Annotated in this window: 16 protein-coding genes and 1 pseudogene; 8 read left to right on the top strand and 9 right to left on the bottom strand. The window is 63.2% G+C overall.

All coding sequences use genetic code 11. The features are described 5' to 3' along the window. Positions 1 to 144 precede the first annotated feature (144 nt). On the top strand, positions 145 to 1,137 hold the full coding sequence (locus DIE21_RS28750; RefSeq protein WP_124500846.1) for a sulfonate ABC transporter substrate-binding protein: 993 nt from the start codon (positions 145 to 147) through the stop codon (positions 1,135 to 1,137). 21 nt (positions 1,138 to 1,158) lie between these two features. On the opposite strand, the gene DIE21_RS28755 is transcribed toward DIE21_RS28750, so the two are convergent. The 3 genes from DIE21_RS28755 to DIE21_RS28765 all read right to left on the bottom strand — a co-directional run bounded on the left by DIE21_RS28755 (position 1,159) and on the right by DIE21_RS28765 (position 3,388). After that, positions 1,159 to 1,743 (bottom strand): putative glycolipid-binding domain-containing protein, encoded by a 585-nt coding sequence (locus tag DIE21_RS28755; protein ID WP_124500847.1) that lies wholly within the window; start codon positions 1,741 to 1,743, stop codon positions 1,159 to 1,161. 155 nt (positions 1,744 to 1,898) lie between these two features. Next, a complete protein-coding gene (locus DIE21_RS28760; RefSeq protein ID WP_124500848.1) occupies positions 1,899 to 3,056 on the bottom strand; it encodes an iron-containing alcohol dehydrogenase in 1,158 nt (385 codons plus the stop codon). Then, positions 3,053 to 3,388, bottom strand: a complete 336-nt coding sequence (locus tag DIE21_RS28765; RefSeq protein WP_124500849.1) for a putative quinol monooxygenase — start codon at positions 3,386 to 3,388, stop codon at positions 3,053 to 3,055. Before DIE21_RS28765 ends, DIE21_RS28760 begins: the two co-directional genes overlap by 4 nt. Before the next feature lie 315 nt (positions 3,389 to 3,703). On the opposite strand from DIE21_RS28765, the gene DIE21_RS28775 reads away from it, so the two are divergent. The 3 genes and pseudogenes from DIE21_RS28775 (at position 3,704) to DIE21_RS28785 (ending at position 6,010) form a co-directional block, all read left to right on the top strand. Beyond that, positions 3,704 to 5,092: a nucleobase:cation symporter-2 family protein gene (locus DIE21_RS28775; protein WP_124500851.1), complete on the top strand. Its 1,389-nt coding sequence runs from the start codon at positions 3,704 to 3,706 to the stop codon at positions 5,090 to 5,092. Between the two features lie 98 nt (positions 5,093 to 5,190). Further along, positions 5,191 to 5,621: pseudogene (locus DIE21_RS28780) on the top strand (NUDIX hydrolase). An 86-nt stretch (positions 5,622 to 5,707) separates the two neighbouring features. Then, a complete protein-coding gene (locus tag DIE21_RS28785) occupies positions 5,708 to 6,010 on the top strand; it encodes a hydrogenase maturation factor (RefSeq protein WP_124500852.1) in 303 nt (100 codons plus the stop codon). A gap of 42 nt (positions 6,011 to 6,052) precedes the next feature. Here the strand turns inward: DIE21_RS28785 and DIE21_RS28790 are convergent, their stop codons facing one another. After that, positions 6,053 to 6,265: a hypothetical protein gene (locus tag DIE21_RS28790; RefSeq protein ID WP_124500853.1), complete on the bottom strand. Its 213-nt coding sequence runs from the start codon at positions 6,263 to 6,265 to the stop codon at positions 6,053 to 6,055. A gap of 358 nt (positions 6,266 to 6,623) precedes the next feature. Here DIE21_RS28790 and DIE21_RS28795 point away from each other — a divergent pair, with 358 nt between their 5' ends. Then, a complete protein-coding gene (locus DIE21_RS28795; protein WP_124500854.1) occupies positions 6,624 to 7,784 on the top strand; it encodes a DUF4382 domain-containing protein in 1,161 nt (386 codons plus the stop codon). Between the two features lie 647 nt (positions 7,785 to 8,431). On the opposite strand, the gene DIE21_RS28810 is transcribed toward DIE21_RS28795, so the two are convergent. Next, on the bottom strand, positions 8,432 to 9,277 hold the full coding sequence (locus DIE21_RS28810; protein ID WP_124500857.1) for a sugar phosphate isomerase/epimerase: 846 nt from the start codon (positions 9,275 to 9,277) through the stop codon (positions 8,432 to 8,434). Between the two features lie 166 nt (positions 9,278 to 9,443). Next, positions 9,444 to 10,847 (bottom strand): PLP-dependent aminotransferase family protein, encoded by a 1,404-nt coding sequence (locus tag DIE21_RS28815; RefSeq protein WP_124500858.1) that lies wholly within the window; start codon positions 10,845 to 10,847, stop codon positions 9,444 to 9,446. Between the two features lie 165 nt (positions 10,848 to 11,012). Between DIE21_RS28815 and DIE21_RS28820 the strand changes: the two genes are divergently transcribed. The 3 genes from DIE21_RS28820 to DIE21_RS28830 are packed head-to-tail and all read left to right on the top strand — an operon-like array spanning position 11,013 to position 14,876. Next, a complete protein-coding gene (locus tag DIE21_RS28820; protein WP_124500859.1) occupies positions 11,013 to 12,422 on the top strand; it encodes a glycerate kinase in 1,410 nt (469 codons plus the stop codon). After that, the gene (locus DIE21_RS28825; protein ID WP_124500860.1) at positions 12,422 to 13,696 is read left to right on the top strand and encodes a phosphopyruvate hydratase; all 1,275 of its coding nucleotides are present in this window, start codon (positions 12,422 to 12,424) and stop codon (positions 13,694 to 13,696) included. The genes DIE21_RS28820 and DIE21_RS28825 overlap by 1 nt, the downstream gene beginning before the upstream one ends. A gap of 58 nt (positions 13,697 to 13,754) precedes the next feature. Beyond that, a complete protein-coding gene (locus DIE21_RS28830) occupies positions 13,755 to 14,876 on the top strand; it encodes a tyramine oxidase subunit B (RefSeq protein ID WP_124500861.1) in 1,122 nt (373 codons plus the stop codon). Between the two features lie 125 nt (positions 14,877 to 15,001). On the opposite strand, the gene DIE21_RS28835 is transcribed toward DIE21_RS28830, so the two are convergent. From DIE21_RS28835 to DIE21_RS28845, 3 genes are all read right to left on the bottom strand, one after another. Then, the gene (locus DIE21_RS28835; RefSeq protein ID WP_124500862.1) at positions 15,002 to 16,027 is read right to left on the bottom strand and encodes a 4-hydroxyproline epimerase; all 1,026 of its coding nucleotides are present in this window, start codon (positions 16,025 to 16,027) and stop codon (positions 15,002 to 15,004) included. Between the two features lie 155 nt (positions 16,028 to 16,182). Next, positions 16,183 to 17,073, bottom strand: a complete 891-nt coding sequence (locus DIE21_RS28840) for a shikimate dehydrogenase (protein WP_260432556.1) — start codon at positions 17,071 to 17,073, stop codon at positions 16,183 to 16,185. A 64-nt stretch (positions 17,074 to 17,137) separates the two neighbouring features. After that, complete coding sequence (locus DIE21_RS28845) at positions 17,138 to 18,160, bottom strand: proline racemase family protein (RefSeq protein ID WP_124500863.1); 1,023 nt, start codon at positions 18,158 to 18,160, stop codon at positions 17,138 to 17,140. Positions 18,161 to 18,172 lie beyond the last annotated feature (12 nt).

The following is an 18,172-nucleotide window of genomic DNA, read 5'->3' on the forward strand; positions in this document are numbered from 1 at the left end:
CGTTGGTTGGCCGCCGGCCCGCGCGGCCGTATCGTCGTGAATCCGGCGCGGGCCGGCCGCGCGCGTCGCCCGCATCCGGCTGCGTCCTGCGCCGATCGCGCCGCAAGCCCGCGCGCCCCGTGAACCCGCCAGCAGGACGCCTCGATGAACGACACACCGCACGCAGACCTTGAAACGACCCCGGCAAACCCGCGCCGCCGCCAGTGGCTGCACGGCGCGGCCGCCGGACTGGCCGGGCTCGCGCTCGGCCCGCTCGCGGGCCTGCCCGCGCTGGCCCAGGGCAGCGACAAGCGACTGCGCATCGGCTTCCAGAAGTACGGCAATTTCGTCGTGCTCAAGGCGCGCGGCACGCTCGAGAAGCGGCTCGCGAGCCAGGGCGTGACGGTGCAATGGCTCGAGTTCCCGGCCGGCCCGCAATTGCTCGAGGGGCTGAACGCCGGCGCAATCGACGTCGGCACGGTCGGCGAGACCCCGCCGATCTTCGCGCAGGCCGCGGGCGTCGATTTCGTCTATATCGGCAACGAACCGCCCGCGCCGCACGGCGAGGCGATCGTCGTGCTGCCCGATTCACCGATCCGCACCGTCGCGCAGCTGCGCGGCAAGAAGGTCGCGCTCAACAAGGGTTCGAACGTCCACTACCTGCTCGTGAAGGCGCTCGAACATGCGGGGCTCACGTATGCCGACATCCAGCCGATCTACCTGACGCCCGCCGATGCGCGCGCCGCGTTCGTGCAGCGCAGCGTCGATGCGTGGGTGATCTGGGATCCGTACCTGGCGGCCGCCGAACGGCAACTCGGCGCGCGCGTGGTCGCGAACGGCGACGGGCTCGTGCGCAACACGCAGTACTACCTCGCCGCGCGCAAGTATGCGGCCGCGCAGCCGCAGGTGCTGCGCGCGCTGCTCGACGAAGTCGACGCGGTCGATCGCTGGGGACGCGACCATGTTCCGGAAGTCGCCGCGCAACTGTCGCCGCTCGTCGGCCTCGACGCGCCGACGCTCGAAGTCGCGCTCAAGCGGACCGGCTACGGCGTGCAGCCGATCACCGATGCGACGCTCGCGTATCAGCAGAACATCGCCGACGCGTTCAGCACGCTGAAGCTGATTCCCGGCAAGGTGACGGTCGCCGACGCGCGCTGACATGCCGCCGATGCGGCACCGTTACGGCGAACCCGTCGCACCGATCCGCTGCCACTCGTCGTAATCGGTGACGAGGCCCGCATCGTCGAGCGCGATATCGGCCGCATACGTGCCGCTCTCGTAGCGGTACACGCGCTCCGCCGTGCGCGCATAGCGCTGCTCGCCGCGCACGAGCTCGAACGCCGGGAAACGCAGCCAGGCGGTGTGGATGACGGCCGACGCGCCGACTTCAAGCCCGAGACGCCGGATCGGCAACGTATTGGTCGACGGACTGAAGCCGAGATCGATGTCGGTCGCACCCGCAAGGGCCGGCGCGTCGACGCCGTCGACCGTCCAGCGTCCCGCGTCGCGTTCGATCGCGAGTTGCCGGGGCGGCGCCGCGCCGAGCCAGTGCGTCACGCGCACCGAGCGCGTCAGCCAGTCGGTGCCGCACGCGATCGCATAGTCGACGCGAAACGGCGTGCCGTCGATCGCGCCCGCGACCGTCCCCGACAGGTCGATGCCCGCGCGCGTCTCGACGAGCCGGCACCATTCGGCTGCCTGCCAGGTTTGCACGATCTGCCATGCGACGCATCGCGCGCGCGCCGCTTCGTCCCGTTGCGTCATGTCGTCTCCTGTCGAGGTCGGCGGCAACTCGTTGCTCGTGCACCGGTATCGGTACTTCGACGGCGAACCCGAATCGACCTGCAAGGATTGCGATCCGAAACAGCAGCGGCCGGTTACGGCACACCGTTGACCGTTGCACGGTCACGCGCGCCGCGTCACCATGCGCGGCGATAGATCGCCAGCGCGTCGCCTTCCGTCACCTCACGCGGATTGTTCACGAGCAGGCGCGTCTGCAACATCGCATCCGACGCCATCCTCGGCAGGTCGCCCTCGCCGATGCCGACCTCGCGCAACGTGCGTGGAATACCCGTCGCTACGATCAGGCGATCGATCTCGTCGATCAGCGCCTGCGCCCGCGCTTCGTCGCTGCCCGTCGCCGACGGCGCGACGATGGCCGCGAGCTCCGCATATAGCGGTGCGGCGGCCGGCGCGTTGAAGCGCAACACATGCGGCAGCACGAGCGCATTGGACAACCCGTGCGGCACGTGGAAAATCCCGCCGACCGGATAGGCCAGCGCATGCACGGCCGCGACCGGCGCATTCGCGAATGCCTGGCCGGCGAACATCGCGCCGACCAGCATCGCCTCGCGCGCGTGGCGATCGGTGCCGTCGTCGCATGCCTTCAGCAGGTTGCGCGACAGCAGCGTCAATGCCTGCACGGCCAGCATGTCGGACACCGGATTCTTCAGCCGCGCCGACGTATAGGCCTCGATCGCATGCACCATCGCGTCGATGCCCGTCGCGGCCGTTGCCGCGCGCGGCAGCCCGAGCGTCAGTTCGGCGTCGAGGATCGCGACGTCCGCGAACAGATGCGGCGACACGACACCCATCTTGCGCGCCTCGCCGACCGTGACGATCGACACGGCCGTCACTTCGGAGCCGGTGCCGGCCGTCGTCGGCATCTGCACGAGCGGCAACCGCGACGTTGTCACCTTGTCGACGCCGTACATGTCGGCCAGCGCCTGGCGCCCCGGCGCGAGCACCGCGATCAGCTTCGCGACGTCCATCGACGAACCGCCGCCGAGGCCGAGCACGAGTTCGGCGTCGGCCGCCACGGCCCGCGCGGTCGCGTCGAGCACCACATGCTCGGGTGGATCGGCGACGACGTCGTCGATCACGGTCACCTGCCAGCCGTGCGCGGCGAGGCTCTCCAGCGCGGGCGCGAGCACGCCGCTGCGATGCAGGAACGCGTCGGTGACGACACACAGCCGCGCGAGCGCCGGAAAGCGTTCGCGCAACATCGCGCCGAGCCGGCGCGCGGCGCCGAATTCGACGATCTGCGTCGGAACGGTACGGAATTGAAACGGGTTCATCGGGTGCCTCCCGGTGGCGTCGCCGTGCCGGTGTCCGGCTGCACCATGTAGCGCGTCACGTCGCGGCGATCGAGCAACGGAATGATCGCGCCGACACCGATCCGCTGGAAATGCGGCGTTTCCCGATGCGCGTCGAGGCCGTCGGCATCGCGGTAGCGCTCGAGGATCACGATGTGGTCGGGGTCGACCGGCGACCGGAAGTACGCGTAGTCGAGGTTCTTCGGCTCGGCGCGCGTGGCCGGCGCGAGTTCCGCGAGCAGTTCGATCACGCGGTCGCCGTTGCCGTGTGTCGCGAAGTAATGCGCGATGACCTGCAGGTAAGGTTCGTTCATGCTGCGCTCCGTATTCGCCGGTGGCCCGTCCAGGCGGGTCGTCATTCCATGATGCACGGTCGCTGTCGATACCGCTCATCGAACGTGGCGGTTGGCTGCCCGACACGGCGCCGACACCTCGACGTCGCATTGTATTGAATCGGCGCGGCGTGCGCAGCGCGCCGCGCGCGCTGACGAACCGGTGCGGCGCCGCGCGTTCGGCGCCCCGATCCGGCAGCGCTTTCCCGAATCCCGCCTATCGCGTCGCGCCCGGGCAGCGCCGGCGGGGCCTTCGGCTAAAATGCCGCACTTTCCACCTTGTCCGGCCCGCTCGCCATGCAACCCGCCTCCCCCGCCCGATCCGCCTCCCACGGCGCTCACGACGCAGATTCGTCGCACGACCTCGTCTATGGCCCCAATGACCGGCCCGCGCCGATGGTCGCCTTCGTCGCCGCGCTGCAGCACCTGCTGGCGATCATCGTGCCGATCGTCACGCCCGGCCTGCTGATCTGCCAGGCGCTCGGTGTATCGAGCCGGGACACGACGCTGATCGTGTCGATGTCGCTGGTGATCTCCGGCATCGCGACCTTCGTGCAGTGCAAGCGCTTCGGCCCGCTCGGCGCCGGCCTCCTGATCGTGCAGGGCACCAGCTTCAACTTCGTCGGCCCGCTGATCGCCGGCGGCAGCGTGATGGTCAAGCAGGGCACGCCGGTCGAGACCGTGATGGCGGCGATCTTCGGTGTCGTGATCGCCGGCTCGTTCGTCGAGATGGGCGTGTCGCGCATCCTGCCGTTCGTGAAGCGCCTGATCACGCCGCTCGTCACCGGCATCGTCGTGCTGCTGATCGGCCTCACGCTGATCAAGGTCGGCCTCATCAGCATGGGTGGCGGCTACGGCGCGATGGCCAACGGCACGTTCGCGAGCGCGCAGAACCTGACGCTGTCGTGCCTCGTGCTCGGCACGATCATCCTGCTGAACCGCGTGCCGATCGTGTGGGTGCGCAGCACCGCGCTCGTGATCGCGCTCGTGATCGGCTATGCCGCGGCCGCGGTGCTCGGCCGCCTCGACTTCACCGGCGTGCACCAGGCCGCGCTGTTCCAGGTCCCGACGCCGCTGCACTTCGGCATCGGCTTCTCGTGGTCGCTGTTCGTGCCGATGCTGATCATCTACCTCGTCACGTCGCTCGAAGCGATCGGCGACGTCACGGCCACCAGCAAGATCTCGAAGGAGCCGGTCGAAGGGCCGGTGTGGATGCAGCGGATCAAGGGCGGCGTGCTCGTGAACGGCGCGAACTCGCTGCTGGCCGGCGTGTTCAACACGTTCCCGAGCTCCGTGTTCGCGCAGAACAACGGCGTGATCCAGATCACCGGCGTCGCGAGCCGCTACGTCGGCATCTGGATCGCGGGCATGCTCGTGGTGCTCGGCCTGTTCCCGGTGGTCGCCGGCGCGCTGCAGGCCGTGCCGGAGCCCGTGCTCGGCGGTGCGGCCATGGTGATGTTCGGCGCGGTGGCCGCATCGGGCATCAACATCCTGTCCGGCATCCAGCTCGATCGCCGCGCGCTGCTGATCATCGCGGTGTCGCTCGCGCTCGGCCTCGGCGTGTCGCAGGTGCCGGACATCCTGAACAGCCTGCCGCATGCACTGAAGAACGTGCTGGAATCGGGCGTCGCGACGGGCGGCATCTGCGCGCTCGTGATGAACTGGTTCTTGCCGGAACAGAAGTAACGCTACGGACTCCATGACGACGCGATCCGGCCCGCGGGCCGCGTCGCGCTCGACGCCCCCGACTTGGCCGGGCACCCGACACTCGCTGGAATCGGGTCATGCCTCAAGCCCCCGTCTCCACGAATACGCCGGAAGCCAATGCCGTCCCCATCAAGGAACGGGCAACCGTCGTCTGCCACCGCGAAGAACAGGTCTCGCTCGTTGCGCGCGCATCGTCGCGCTGGGCGCTGCCCGGCGGCACGATCAAGCGCGGCGAAGCGCCGCTCGAGGCCGCGCACCGGGAACTGCAGGAAGAGACCGGCATCACCGGCCAGCATCTCGTCTATTCGATGCAGTTCACCGGGCTTGCAAAGGTGCATCACGTGTTCTTCGCCGAAGTCGGCCCGGACTAAACACCTAGACGCCGCAAGCGAGCAACGAGATCGCGAAGTGCACGTGGTTTCGCATCGACAGCGTCGATGAACTGCGCGCGAGCATCCCGACGAAACGCATCGTCGAGCTCGTCTACCGGCACGAACGCCTCAAGTAGGTAGACACCCCACCCCCACCGGCTCGCACGGGCCGATATGATGCGCCCACGGTCCGTCGCCGCGTTCCCTTCCGAGCGAGCTGCAGATGAACAGTGCGTACACCTACCGCGGATACACCATCGACGTCCGCTGCGAATTCCGGCTCGATCCGCCGCACGGCCATGTGCCGCCACCCGACACGCTGCGGTTCGGGTTCGTCGCGGTCGTGCAGGTGCGCACGGCCGGCCGCGCGCCGCGTCTGCTTGCACCGGTCCGTCTCGCGGACGATGGCGGCCGCCTGTTCGACGACACCCTCGACGCGTTGCGCGCAGGCCAGGCGGCCGGCGAAATCATCGTCGACGATCTATTGGTCGATGCGGGTCCGCCCGAAGGGCGAGCGCATTCCTGAGCCGTCGGTCGGCCCGGAACGTTCTGCCCGGATCATCGGCGCTCAGTGCGCGCGCCTTCTTCGTAGTTCGTGCGTGGAATAGACGACGAGGAAGATACCGAGCATCGCGACACCCGATGCCATGAAGTCGTTTGCGGTCCCCGCGCCGTGCAGCGCTTTCGGGAAGATGCCGAGGCTCAGTCCTGCGGCAGCGAGGAGCAAGCCTGCCGCCACACCCCAGACCGGTCCGGTGGTCTTTTCATTTGTGTTTTTCATACAGCACCCGTCTACAGTCGTTGCCTGAACGGTGTCGGCGCATGGCGCCGCATCTACCGCCCGAGCTTCGACTATAGCGAGGAAACAAATGAAACGGATTCGGTGCTTTTACCGATCAAGTTTTTTGCGGCCGCAATCGCGCGGCGTCGCGCGCGCCAGGATTCATCAGATGAATGGAGGATATTCGGTCGCCGCAAGCAGCTTTCCCGGCCGTCGCATCGCCAATCGCAATCGACCGGCAACAGCCCTTACGCTCCGACGCACAATTTACGGTTCGTTTCAAAGCTGCCCACACCATGTGCACTCCCGGCCGCTATGCTTCGTTGCACCCACAATCACATCGGAGGGGGATAAAACAATGAAGAACAATTTCTGGAAGGCCGCACTCTGTGCGGCCATGGTGCCGTTTGCGCTGACCGGCTGTGGCGGCGGTGACGATGGCGGCAGCGTGCAGACAGGCACCTTGCATGTCGCGATGACGGACGCGCCGTCATGCGGATTCGATCATGTCTACGTGACCGTCTCGCAGGTCCGCGTCAATGCGAATGCGAATGCTTCCGATAACGATGCCGGCTGGTCGACGATCACGCTGGCGACACCGCAGAAGATCGACCTGCTGTCGCTCACCAACGGCGTGCTCGCCGATATCGGACAGACCGCGCTGCCGGCCGGCCAGTATCAGCAGATCCGTCTCGTGCTCGCGCAGAACCAGGGCAACACCCTCGCGAACTCGGTCGTCCCGACCGGCGGCACGGAACAGGCGCTCGTGACGCCGAGCGCAACGCAAAGCGGCTACAAGATCATCCGGCCGTTCACGGTGCAACCGAACACGCTCGTCGACCTCGTGCTCGACTTCAACGCGTGCAAGTCGATCGTCCAGCGCGGCAACGGCTCGTATGCGCTGAAGCCGGTCGTCACCGCGATCCCGACCGTCGTGAGCGGCGCGATCTCCGGCTATGTCGCATCGGCCGAAGCCGGCGCGACCGTGTATGCGGAACAAGGCGGCAAGGTGGTTCGCGGCACGGTGGCCGACAGTTCGGGCAAGTTCGTGCTGTCGCCGCTGATCCAGAGCTCGACGCAAGGCAACTATGATGTCGTGATCGTGCAGAACAATTTCGCGTCGGGCATCGTGCGCTCGGTTCCGGTCGTGGTGAACACAACCACGGCGGTTTCGGCGTCGACCGCCCCGATCGCGCTGCCGGCATCGACGATGAGCACGGTCAGCGGCACGGTGACGGCAAGCGCCGACGCGTTCGTGCGTGCATTGCAGACCGTCGATGCAAACGCGTACGAAATCACGTCGATCAACGCGAACCTGGATACGGGCGCCTATGCGCTCAACGTGCCCACGGCCGCGCCGATCGTCGGTACGTACTCGGGCTCGCTGCCGGTCGCGCTGGCCGCATCGCCGGCTGCTGCGGCACAATATACGATCGAGGCGGACGCAGCGTCGGGCGCAACGCAATCGACGAACGTCAACGCAACGACCAGCCAGTCGAACGTCAATTTCAGCTTCTGACGCGTCGGCAGCATCAACGAAAGGGCCGCACGGCCCTTTCCTCAATAACGGGAGAACGAAGTGAAGAAAGGGGTTATCGCATTGCTCGCCGCGGCGAGCGTGGTCGGCGCGCTCAGCGGGTGCGTCGCGTACGTTCCGGGTCCGCCGGTCGTCATCGCACCGCAGGGCGGGCCGGGGAACGGATTCTGCCCGCCCGGACAGGCGAAGAAAGGCAATTGCTGATTGCACGAGGCCCGCGGAAAGCGGGCTTTTTCATGGCGCCTGCATCGACTACTTTCTCCGGCACGAGATTGCTCCGGGCGCTGAAGCCAGCGCATCGAGCATCTGGAGCCAGGCCAGCCCGATGTTGACACGGTCGAGATACGCCGCGAAAAAGCAGAAAAAGCACAGCGTCAACAAGCGTGGTTGCCTTGCGGTACAACCCGTCGAGGCCGACCTCTCCGGTCGCGCCAAGGTGCGAATTGAAACGGCGGAATCGGTCGTATCGGGATCCTCAACTGAAGACGAGTCTGGCGGCACCTGGCCTTGCGTCTTTCCCCCATGCGCGTCGAAGAGCGCGTCCGCACTTTTCGCGCGCGCATCATCACGCACGCCTTCCCCGATGGACCAGCGATTCGTTGTTACCGCTGAAATGAAATGGTCAACGCTCAGGCTTGTCTGGATAACGCCGTACCGACATACGGCCCGCAGCGTTCGATCGCCACGCGAACCGTCTCTTCCGGCGGCCGTTCCCACCAATCCAGCTCGGAGAAGATTTCCAGCTCGAACGGCCCGGCATAGTCGATATCGTCCAGCCATCCCTTGATACGCGGAATATCGACAACACCGTCGCCGACCATGCCGCGATCGCGCAGATTTCGCGTCGGCACGAGCCAGTCGCAATAGTGAAAGGTGACGATGCGCTTCGGTCCCGCGCGGCGAAGTTCAGCTTCGAAGGCCGGGTCCCACCAACAGTGGTAAACGTCGGGCACGAGCCCGGCACCCTCACCGAGTTCGTCGCAGAGATCGTTGGCAAGCTTGATCGAGTTCAGTACGCTGCGGTCACCGGCGTACATCGGATGCAGCGGCTCGAGGCCGAGCTTGACGCCGACTTCACGCGCATGCGGCAACAACGTGAACAACGCGTCGCGCACGCGGGCGCGTTGGCCCTGTATGTCCTTGCTGTCCGGCGGCATCCCGCCGACCACCATCATCAGGCACGCCGCGCCGATTTCCGCGGCGGCATCGAGCAGGCGCCGGTTCGTTTCGATCGCCGCCGCCATGCTCTTTTCGACGCTGACGTTGAGCCATTCGCTCGTGCACAGCGACGGCACCCACATCTCCAGCTGCCGCAGATGCTTGCGTGTTTGCGCGACGCCATACTCTTCCAGAAACCGCCGCCAGACCGCAATGCCGCTGATCCCCTGACGCTTGTATCCTTCGAGTGCTTCCGGCAGGGTCCATTTGGGCGTCGTGATTTGATTGATCGCGAACCGCGAAAGGTCGTAACTCATGCGTCTGCTTTCTCCATGGGTTCTTCCGTACGGATGCACGAGTACTCGTGCAATCAACGGTATTTCAGCCCATGCTCACGCGCTGAAATTGCGCACGACATGTACACGCCGTGATACCTGTACAGGCGGCAGGAACTGCACACTTGGAAAGCGGGTAGGTGCCCCGTCAGCGGCCGATGGAATCCGCGAGAAAGTTGAACAGACGGTCGAAATTGCAATGCGCGACGTTGAACCTCAGCCAGCTCGTCTTGACGCGGCCGGCAAAGAACAGGTGTCCGGGCGCCAACAAGATATTCTGCTGCTCCGCCAGCTCGGCCAGCCGCGACGAGTCCGTATCGTCACCGGCCGGTTTCGCCCAGACGAACATCCCTGAACGCGGCTCGCAGAACACGTCCATGCCGCTCGCCTCCAGCCGCCTGCACGTCCTTTCCTGCGCCGCGGCCAGTCGATCCCGCAATTGTTCCGTCTGCTTTCGGTAGTGCCCTTCCGACAAAACCGCACTGACGAGACGCTCGGTGACGGTCGGTGTCGACATGCCGGACACCAGCTTCTGGTAAAGGAGCGCTTCGATGACATCGTGATCGGCAACGACGAAGCCGACACGCAACCCCGCCCCGATGGTCTTGGAAAAACTGCCGACATAGATCACGTTGCGCAGCTGATCCATCGATGCGAGCGTGAAATGTGCGCCTTGCACGAGATCGGCCGACACGTCGTCTTCGACGATCAGGCAATCGTGTCGCTCCGCAAGCTTGAGCACCTTGTAGGCCGCCGACGAGCTGTAGCTCGCTCCGGTCGGATTGTGCAACCGGGTGTTCGTGAAGTAGAGCTTCGGGTGACGTGCGTCGAGCGCGGCTTCCATTGCCGCGACGTCCGGCCCGGTGGGCGTCATCGGAATACCGATGGTTTCGACATCGCGCATCCGCAGTGCGACCAGCAAGTCGCTGTAGCAAGGCTCGTCCACCATGACGACGTCGCCGGCCTGCGTGAATTGACGAATCACGAGATCGAGCGCCTGGTTTGCGCCCAGCGTCGTCATGATGCCGCCGACGTCGGTTTCGATTTCGTATTCGGCCAATTGACGCACGATTTGTTCGCGAAGCCGATCGAAGCCCCGCGCATGTCCGTAGCCCAGCAGATGCTCGGGGTGCGCCGCGAGTTGCCGGAGCGACCTCGCCATCCCTTCGCTGTCGAACCACGTTTCGGGAAGCCAGCCTGCACCTGCATGAATGGCCCCTTCGGTTGCGCCGAGAAAATTGCGCACCAGCCATCCGTTCGTAACCTTCTCGTCGAGTTTTTCCGTCGCTTTCCGGGGCACGCCCAGACGCCGTTCCGAGACATAGAAGCCAGACCCGCGACGCGCCACCAGGACACCTTGCGCAACGAGGCGATCGTAGGCCTCCACCACGGTAAAGGTGGATACGCCATGTGCCCCGGCGAATGCGCGGATGCTCGGCACGCGCGCACCCGGCCGCCAGCGCTTTTCGTCGACCTCCCGGATGATGCCCGCCACGATCTGCATGGTGAGCGACATCTCGGAACCTGGATCCAGGGAAAGAACGGGCTTCATAAAAATGACTCGCAACAAGAGACATGCGTATAGGCCATGGAGCCTGTACAGCGATCCGCCAGTACGGACAAGTGTACATGTATCTGTGCAGGGTGTTTGCCTAAATTGCCCTTACGTCATCGCTGCATGCGTTCGGCGAGACGGCAACCCTTCACAGATACCCGTATGAAGAAAATACGAAATTCCGCAGAGCTTCTCTCTCAGGGCGCCGTCGAATCCCGGCGCATCGTTCTGGAAATCGCCGACCGTACGCTCCAGCGTCTGGACGGCTACCAGCGCATTCGAAGCATCATGCGCGTCGATGGCGACATACTGCATATCGGTACGCGCTCCTGGGATTTGTCGAAAAAGCGAAACGTGTATCTGGTCGGTGCGGGCAAGGCCTGCAATCACATGGCGATGGCGGTCGACCACGTGCTCGGAGACCGGCTGACCCATGGCATTGCCATCGTGAAGATCCACGAGGAATCGGATCGCTTCAATAAAACGGAAGTGTTCGTCGGTGGCCATCCGCTGCCGAACGAGGAAGGCCATCGCGCGTCGCGAAAGATCATCGAACTGGTCGATCAGGCCGGGCCCGACGATCTGTTCATCGCGGTGATCAGTGGCGGCAGCTCCGCGCTCATGTCATGCCCGATCGACGGCATCACGCTGCAGGACGAAATCGACACGACCGACGTGCTGCTCAAGTCCGGGGCGGGCATCTATGAAATCAACGCGGTGCGCCGGCACATTTCCGCGCTCAACGGTGGCATGTTGGCGAAGCGCATTCAGGCCGTGGGCGCAGAGCTGATCGGCTTCGGCATCAGCGATGCGGTCGGCTCCCCGGCAACCGGCGATATCGCCGTGCCGTACGCGGCTTACAAGAGCACGCCGATCGGACCCGACCTGACCACGCTCGACGATGCGCGAGCGACCATCGTCAATCGCAACGTTGCAGACCGTCTGCCGAAGAGCGTCGTCGACTACCTGATGAATGCGGGCCCCGAGGCGGAGACGCCCAAGGCGTTTCCCGACAACACGTATTTCCTGCTCAATACGTTGCCGGATTCCTGCATCTACGCCAAGGAGGCATGCGAGGAAATGGGCCTTCCGGCGATGATCGTCTCCTCCTTCCTTGAAGGCGAGAGCCGCGACGCCGGAACATTCCTTGCGTCGATGGCTCGCGAAATCCAGAGCTACGGCAATCCCGTCAAGCCGCCTTGCGTGCTGCTCAGCTCAGGCGAAGTCACGACGCACATCAGCGATAACAGCACCATCAAAGGACATGGCGGCCCGGGTCAAGAGATGACGGTCAGTTTCGCCATCACGGCGGAAAAGACGCAGGGCACATGCCTGCTTTCGATCGACAGCGAAGGCACCGACGGAACCGCGAAGGTCGCCGGCGGCATCACGGATTCGAGCAGTTTCAAGGCGGCTGCGAAAAAAGGCATCAGTCTTTATCAGGCCTTGCGCGAGCATAGCTGCTTTGAAGCGCTCTCCTCGATCGATTCAGCCGTCTTCACGGGTAACACCGGGACCAATCTGTGTGATCTGAACATTCTCTACGTCCCTGCTCTCAAGGAGGGCGCGTGATGGAAGACAGAATTACCTCCGTTCGCGCGCAGCAGATCATCGACTGCAAATGCCGTCCCGCCGTCGAAGTCGAAATTCAAACCGAAAGTGGCGCCATCGGTCGAGGCGCGGCGCCAACGGGAACGTCGGTCGGCATGCATGAATCGTTCGTCCTGCGCGACGGTGATCCCTCGACTTACAAAGGGCTCAGCGTGCACAAGGCCGTCGATCATGCGGTGAACGTCATAGGCCCGGCGCTGATAGGCATGAACGTGTTCGACCAACGCGCCATCGACGAGAGAATGATCGTGCTCGACGGCACGCCGGACAAGCATCGACTCGGCGGTAACACGATCTATTCAGCTTCCATCGCGGTCTTTCGAGCGGCGGCTGCCGCACGCGCCATTCCGCTTTACGAGCACATTGCGGGCCGAGAAATCCGGACCGTTCCCGTGCCCTGCTTCAACGTGATCAATGGCGGCCGCTATGAAGGCTTTACCCAGGCGTTCAACGAGTTCCTCATCGTCCCCTACGGCACGAATAGCATCGACTATTCGATCGAAATGGCGGTCACGGTTTTCCAGAAGCTCGCGGATGTACTGACCGGCTATCTCGGGAAAAAGCCACAGGTCGCCAGTTCCTATGGCTACGCCGCGCCATCCGACGATCCTGAAGTGATCCTCACGCTGATGCAGAAAGCGATTGATGCATGCGGCTTCACGGACCGGATCGCGTTCGCGCTGGATTGCGCGTCGAGCGAAATGTACGACAAGCAAACCGGCCGCTACCTGCTGAAGGGAAACCAGGTTTCGTCGAGTGAGATGGTCGCGTACGCGAAATCCCTGACCGGGAAATTCAACCTCGTCTTCATCGAAGATCTGCTCGACGAAAACGACTGGACGGGCTACAGCCACGCGACGAAGGAACTGACGCGCACGATCGTGCTGGGCGACGACCTCACGGTGACCAATCTCGAACTGCTTCGAAAGGCCCACGAAACACGAGCCGTCGACGGCTTCGTGCTCAAGCCCAATCAGGTCGGCACGATCACCGAGGCCATGGACGCCTATCGGTTCGCTCAGGCACACGGAATGATCGCGGTGCCGTCGGGCCGCTCGGGCGGCGTGGTGGATGACGTGGTGATGGACTTTTCTGTTGGTCTCGAAGTGCCGTTCCAGAAGAACGGCGCACCGCGTTCGGGTGAGCGCATCGAAAAACTCAACTTCCTGATGCGGGCCAATGCGCGCAGTCCCGCTTGCCGTCTTTACGACATCTCGCCATTACTCCGGTTCTGACGCGACATGGAACCGCTTTTCGAACCGAAACATCTCTACTGTTGAAGAAGGACTATCCATGTATCCGAAGATCGATTTTCTCTATCTCTCCGAGCCCGACATGATCGAGGCCGGCGTCCTCGACGCCGCGCATTGCGTCTCCGTCTGCGAAGAGACGTTCAGCCTGCTCGGCAAAGGCGACTACCTGATGGGCGGCGCCAATCATAACAACCACGGCATGAACATCGTGTTCCCGAAAGAGACGAAGTTCCCCAACATGCCAGTGGCGGGTCCGGACCGCCGCTTTGCCGCAATGCCCGGTTATCTCGGCGGACGTTTCGATGTGTGCGGAAACAAGTGGTACGGCTCGAATCACGCGAATGCACAGAAAGACCTGCCGCGTTCGATCCTCACCATGATGATCAACGACAAGGACACGGGCGCGCCGCTCGCCCTCATGTCCGCGAACCTGCTGAGCGCGGCGCGTACGGGTGCTGTTCCAGGTGTCGCCGCCAAGTATCTGGTCAACCAGGATGCGAAGACGGCATCGGTGATCGGCTGTGGTCCGATCAACAAGGCGTGCTTCACCGCGATCATGAGCCAGCTCGGCGCGATCGAGCAGGTCGTGTGCTTCGATGTATTCATCGACAAGGCGAACGAATTCGCGCGTTGGGTGGAGGAGAAATATGGCATTGCCGCGATCGGTGTCGACGATGCCGAAACGGGCTTTCGCGGTGCGGACGTGATTACCGTTGCCGCGTCGCGCCTCAAACCGCTTTATTTCAAGGACGAATGGATCAAGGAGGGGGCAACGATTCTCGTGTCCGGGCCGTTCAATACCGACGAATCCTTCCTGACCAACTGCAAGATCATCTACGATCACACGCCTTTGCAGGAAGCATACGTCGAGGATGCCATTGCTTCGGGCAACAAGGAAGGCTATTACAACGGTGTGATCGGCGGCCCGTTTTATCGGCTGATCGATGCGGGGAAACTGCCGGCACTTGCAGATTCGACGGGTCTCGGAGATGTGGTCAACGGAGACAAACCGGGGCGCGAAAACACCAAAGAGCGTGTCATCTTCATTGCCTGCGGCATGGCGGTGTTCGACATCAGCTGGGGCTTCGAGATGGTTGAAAATGCCCGGAAGAAAGGCATTGGTCAATCGTTGAATCTGTGGGAGAAGCCGGCCGGGCTCTGATGTTTGAATGCGCTGGACCCCGGCTGTGCCGGGGTCAAAAAAACGGTCGCCCCACGCCGGAACGATTCGGTCATGGGGCGACCGTTTTTTCAAAGGGACACCCGATGCATCGGGTGTCCTCAGGATCAGACGCCCGCCTTCGAGAACTCGGACAGATCGAAACCCTGCGCGTAAGGTTGCGTGTCGTCGACGTAATGCTCTCCGCGACCGGTGATATAGGCGCGCCCTTCCACACTCGGATAAACCGCCTCGAGACCGCTCTCCAGCCGCGTCTGCGATTCCACACGACCGATGAAGCGACTGAGGATCAGACTCTCGTGACGGTATTCCTCGCCCACCGACAGCAGCCCGCGTGCGAACCGCTGAGCGACCCGCGCGGACGTTCCCGTGCCGCACGGCGACCGGTCGATAATCAGATCACCTGCAATCACGACCGCGCGTGCATGGGAGTCACTGGCCACGGCGCGCCCCGTCCACATGCAGTGCTTGACGCCACGAATCTGCGGATTGTCCGGATGCACCACGTCGAGCGCATGGTTTACCCGTTTTTGAACCTCCCGGCCCATCTCGAGCAATTGCTCCGGCGTGAAATGTTCGCAACCGGGGAAATTCTCCTGCACCTCGACGATGGGATAGAAGTTGCCGCCGTATGCGATATCGACTTTGAGTTTGCCGAGTCGAGACACTTCGATTTCAACGTCCTTGTGAAGCAGGAAGCTCGGCACATTCGTGAACCGTACCGATTCGACCTTGTCGCCGTTCATCACGTACCTGGCTGTCACCTGACCGGCGGGAACGTCGACCACCACTTGACCCGGCGTCTTTGGCTTGATCAGACCGGTTTCGAGCGCAAAGGTGACGGATCCGATCGTCGCATGCCCACACATCGGCAAGCATCCCGAGGTCTCGATGTACAGAAGACTGAAATCGGCACTGGCGCTCACGGGCGGATAGAAAATGGTGCCCGACATTTGCCCATGTCCGCGCGGCTCCAGCATCAACGCGCGGCGGATCCAGTCGTACTTCTCGACGAAAAAAAGACGACGGTGATTCATCGTCGCACCCAGCAACTCCGGGCCGCCGCTCACCACCATGCGCACCGGCATGCCTTCGGTATGACCTTCAATGCATGAAAAGGTATGCTTTGTCATTGACGTTTCCTGGAAAAACCAAACAACGGAACCGTGAATCATCGGCTTGAATATGATCGACCTGCTAGTCGCGACCCGCCATGGATCCACTGCTAAAAAAAACCCGTGCCGAGACACGGGCGAATACCCCCTTGGTTTACCTTCTTCGCCCTCTCTCACGCATGATGTGGCACGAGGTCACGCAATTCGGGCGGAAAGAGCATGTCGCGAGCGATTGAATCGTCGCGTCGCAAGAACTCGGCCGCATGGTTCAACCCGAAAAACTCGAGAAACAATGGCGATTGCAGGATCAGCATGTCGAAACCGGGAAGCACGGTGTTTCCCTTGGACATGGCCGCCTTCAGGAATGGGGTGGGCTGGTTCTTCATGAGGATGTCGCACACGACAGCCGAGCTTTCGATCCGCTCCGGCGCCGTGGGCAGCGGATCATCGGCCCTGAGGCCGAGCGGCGTGGCGTTGATGACCACCTCGAAGCCGCGAGGATCGTTCGTACTCTGCGCCGAGACCGGAATGCCGTAGCGCTCGCCGACCGAGCGCGCCAGACTTTGCGCTTTCGCCTCGTCGACATCGTAAATCGCGATGCGAGCCGCGTGGCCCTCCGCGAGCGCCGCGGCGATTGCGCTGGCCGCGCCGCCTGCGCCGATCAACAATACCGCCTTGCCACGGTACGCCATCGCGTAACGGTCCATCGACTTCGCGAAGCCGGTGCCGTCGAACAAGTCGCCTTCCAGCCCACCATCATCGCCCCGTCTGATCGCATTCACGGCGTTGGCGGTCATTGCCCGGTTCGAGAGGCGGTCGACGATACCCGCTGCCGCATTCTTGTGCGGAATCGACAGCACCATGCCGCCTGTCGTCTTCGACTTGAACAGCGATCGGATCGTGCTTTCCAGGTTGGCCGGCTCGACGTGCAGCGGAACCATCACCGCATCGAGATCGCACAGGGGAAACACCTTGTTGAAGATTTCCGGGGTTCTGACCTGCTCGATTGGATCCGCCACCATGAAAAGAACATTCGTCTTTCCAGTAATCATGTTCTGCTTCAATTTCCACTCCTGATCTGCATGCCGTTCCCTGAATACGAGATCTCATGGACCCCGCGCTAAAGGTTCAGAATCCTTCGCCCCACGTATCGCTCAACATGAATCCTGCGCTCAGCGGATCGTCGGGATCCACACCAATCTGTTCGATGCTGTAGATCCACGCGCGCCCCTGAATACGCGGTAGTACCGCAGGCCGCCCGCCCATCTCGGTTCGCCCTAGCATCTCGACCTTGAACTCGCTTCCGATGGTCGATATCGACTTCAATTGCGAGCCGACGTCGACCTTGCCGCGCGCCGCGAGTGTCGCGAGGTTGGCCGAGCTTCCCGTTCCGCACGGCGACCGGTCCACGCGTCCAGGCGGCAAGGTCGTGCACGTCTGATATTCCGTGTCCGACACACGGTTGCGGAACATCACGTAGGCCAGCTGGTTGATCTGCGGATACAGAGGATGCTGAAGCTTCACTTGCTCATTGATGACCGCGCGGAGCTTGACCCCGAGATCGGCGAGCTGACGAGCGTTCTGCGGTGCGATCGTGAGGCCGACCTGTTCGACGTCGACGAGCGCGTAATAGACGCCGCCAAAGGCCACGTCGACGGATATCGTGCCGAACGCTTCCGTCTCGACGGCGAGGTCGAGGTGTTCGACGAACGCGGGAACCATGTCCAGAGACACGCCGATGCATCGCCCGTCCTTGCACGCCGCGCGAGCAGTGACGAGTCCCGCCGGCGTATCCAGCACAACCGTCGTTTCCGGTTCCTGCATCTCCACCATGCCCAGTTCAAGCAACGCCGTGACCACGCAAATGGAATTGCTGCCCGACATCGGATGCGCCTTGTCCGACTGAAGCACGATGAAACCTGCATGTGCCTCCGGACGCGTCGGAGCCAGAAGCAGATTCACCGACATCTGCAGACATCCGCGAGGTTCGAACACGACAAGCCTCCGAATGCTGTCGTCGACTTCGTTGATGTAGTTCATCTTGTCGAGCATGGTCTTGCCGGGAATGTCGACCACGCCTCCCGTAATAACCTTGCCGATTTCGCCTTCGCAATGAACGCCAACCAGCTGCAAGCTTTTCTTCCAGCGCATGATTCAGTTTCC

It is taken from the genome of Burkholderia sp. Bp9140, from assembly GCF_003853425.1.
Classification (GTDB): Bacteria; Pseudomonadota; Gammaproteobacteria; order Burkholderiales; family Burkholderiaceae; genus Burkholderia.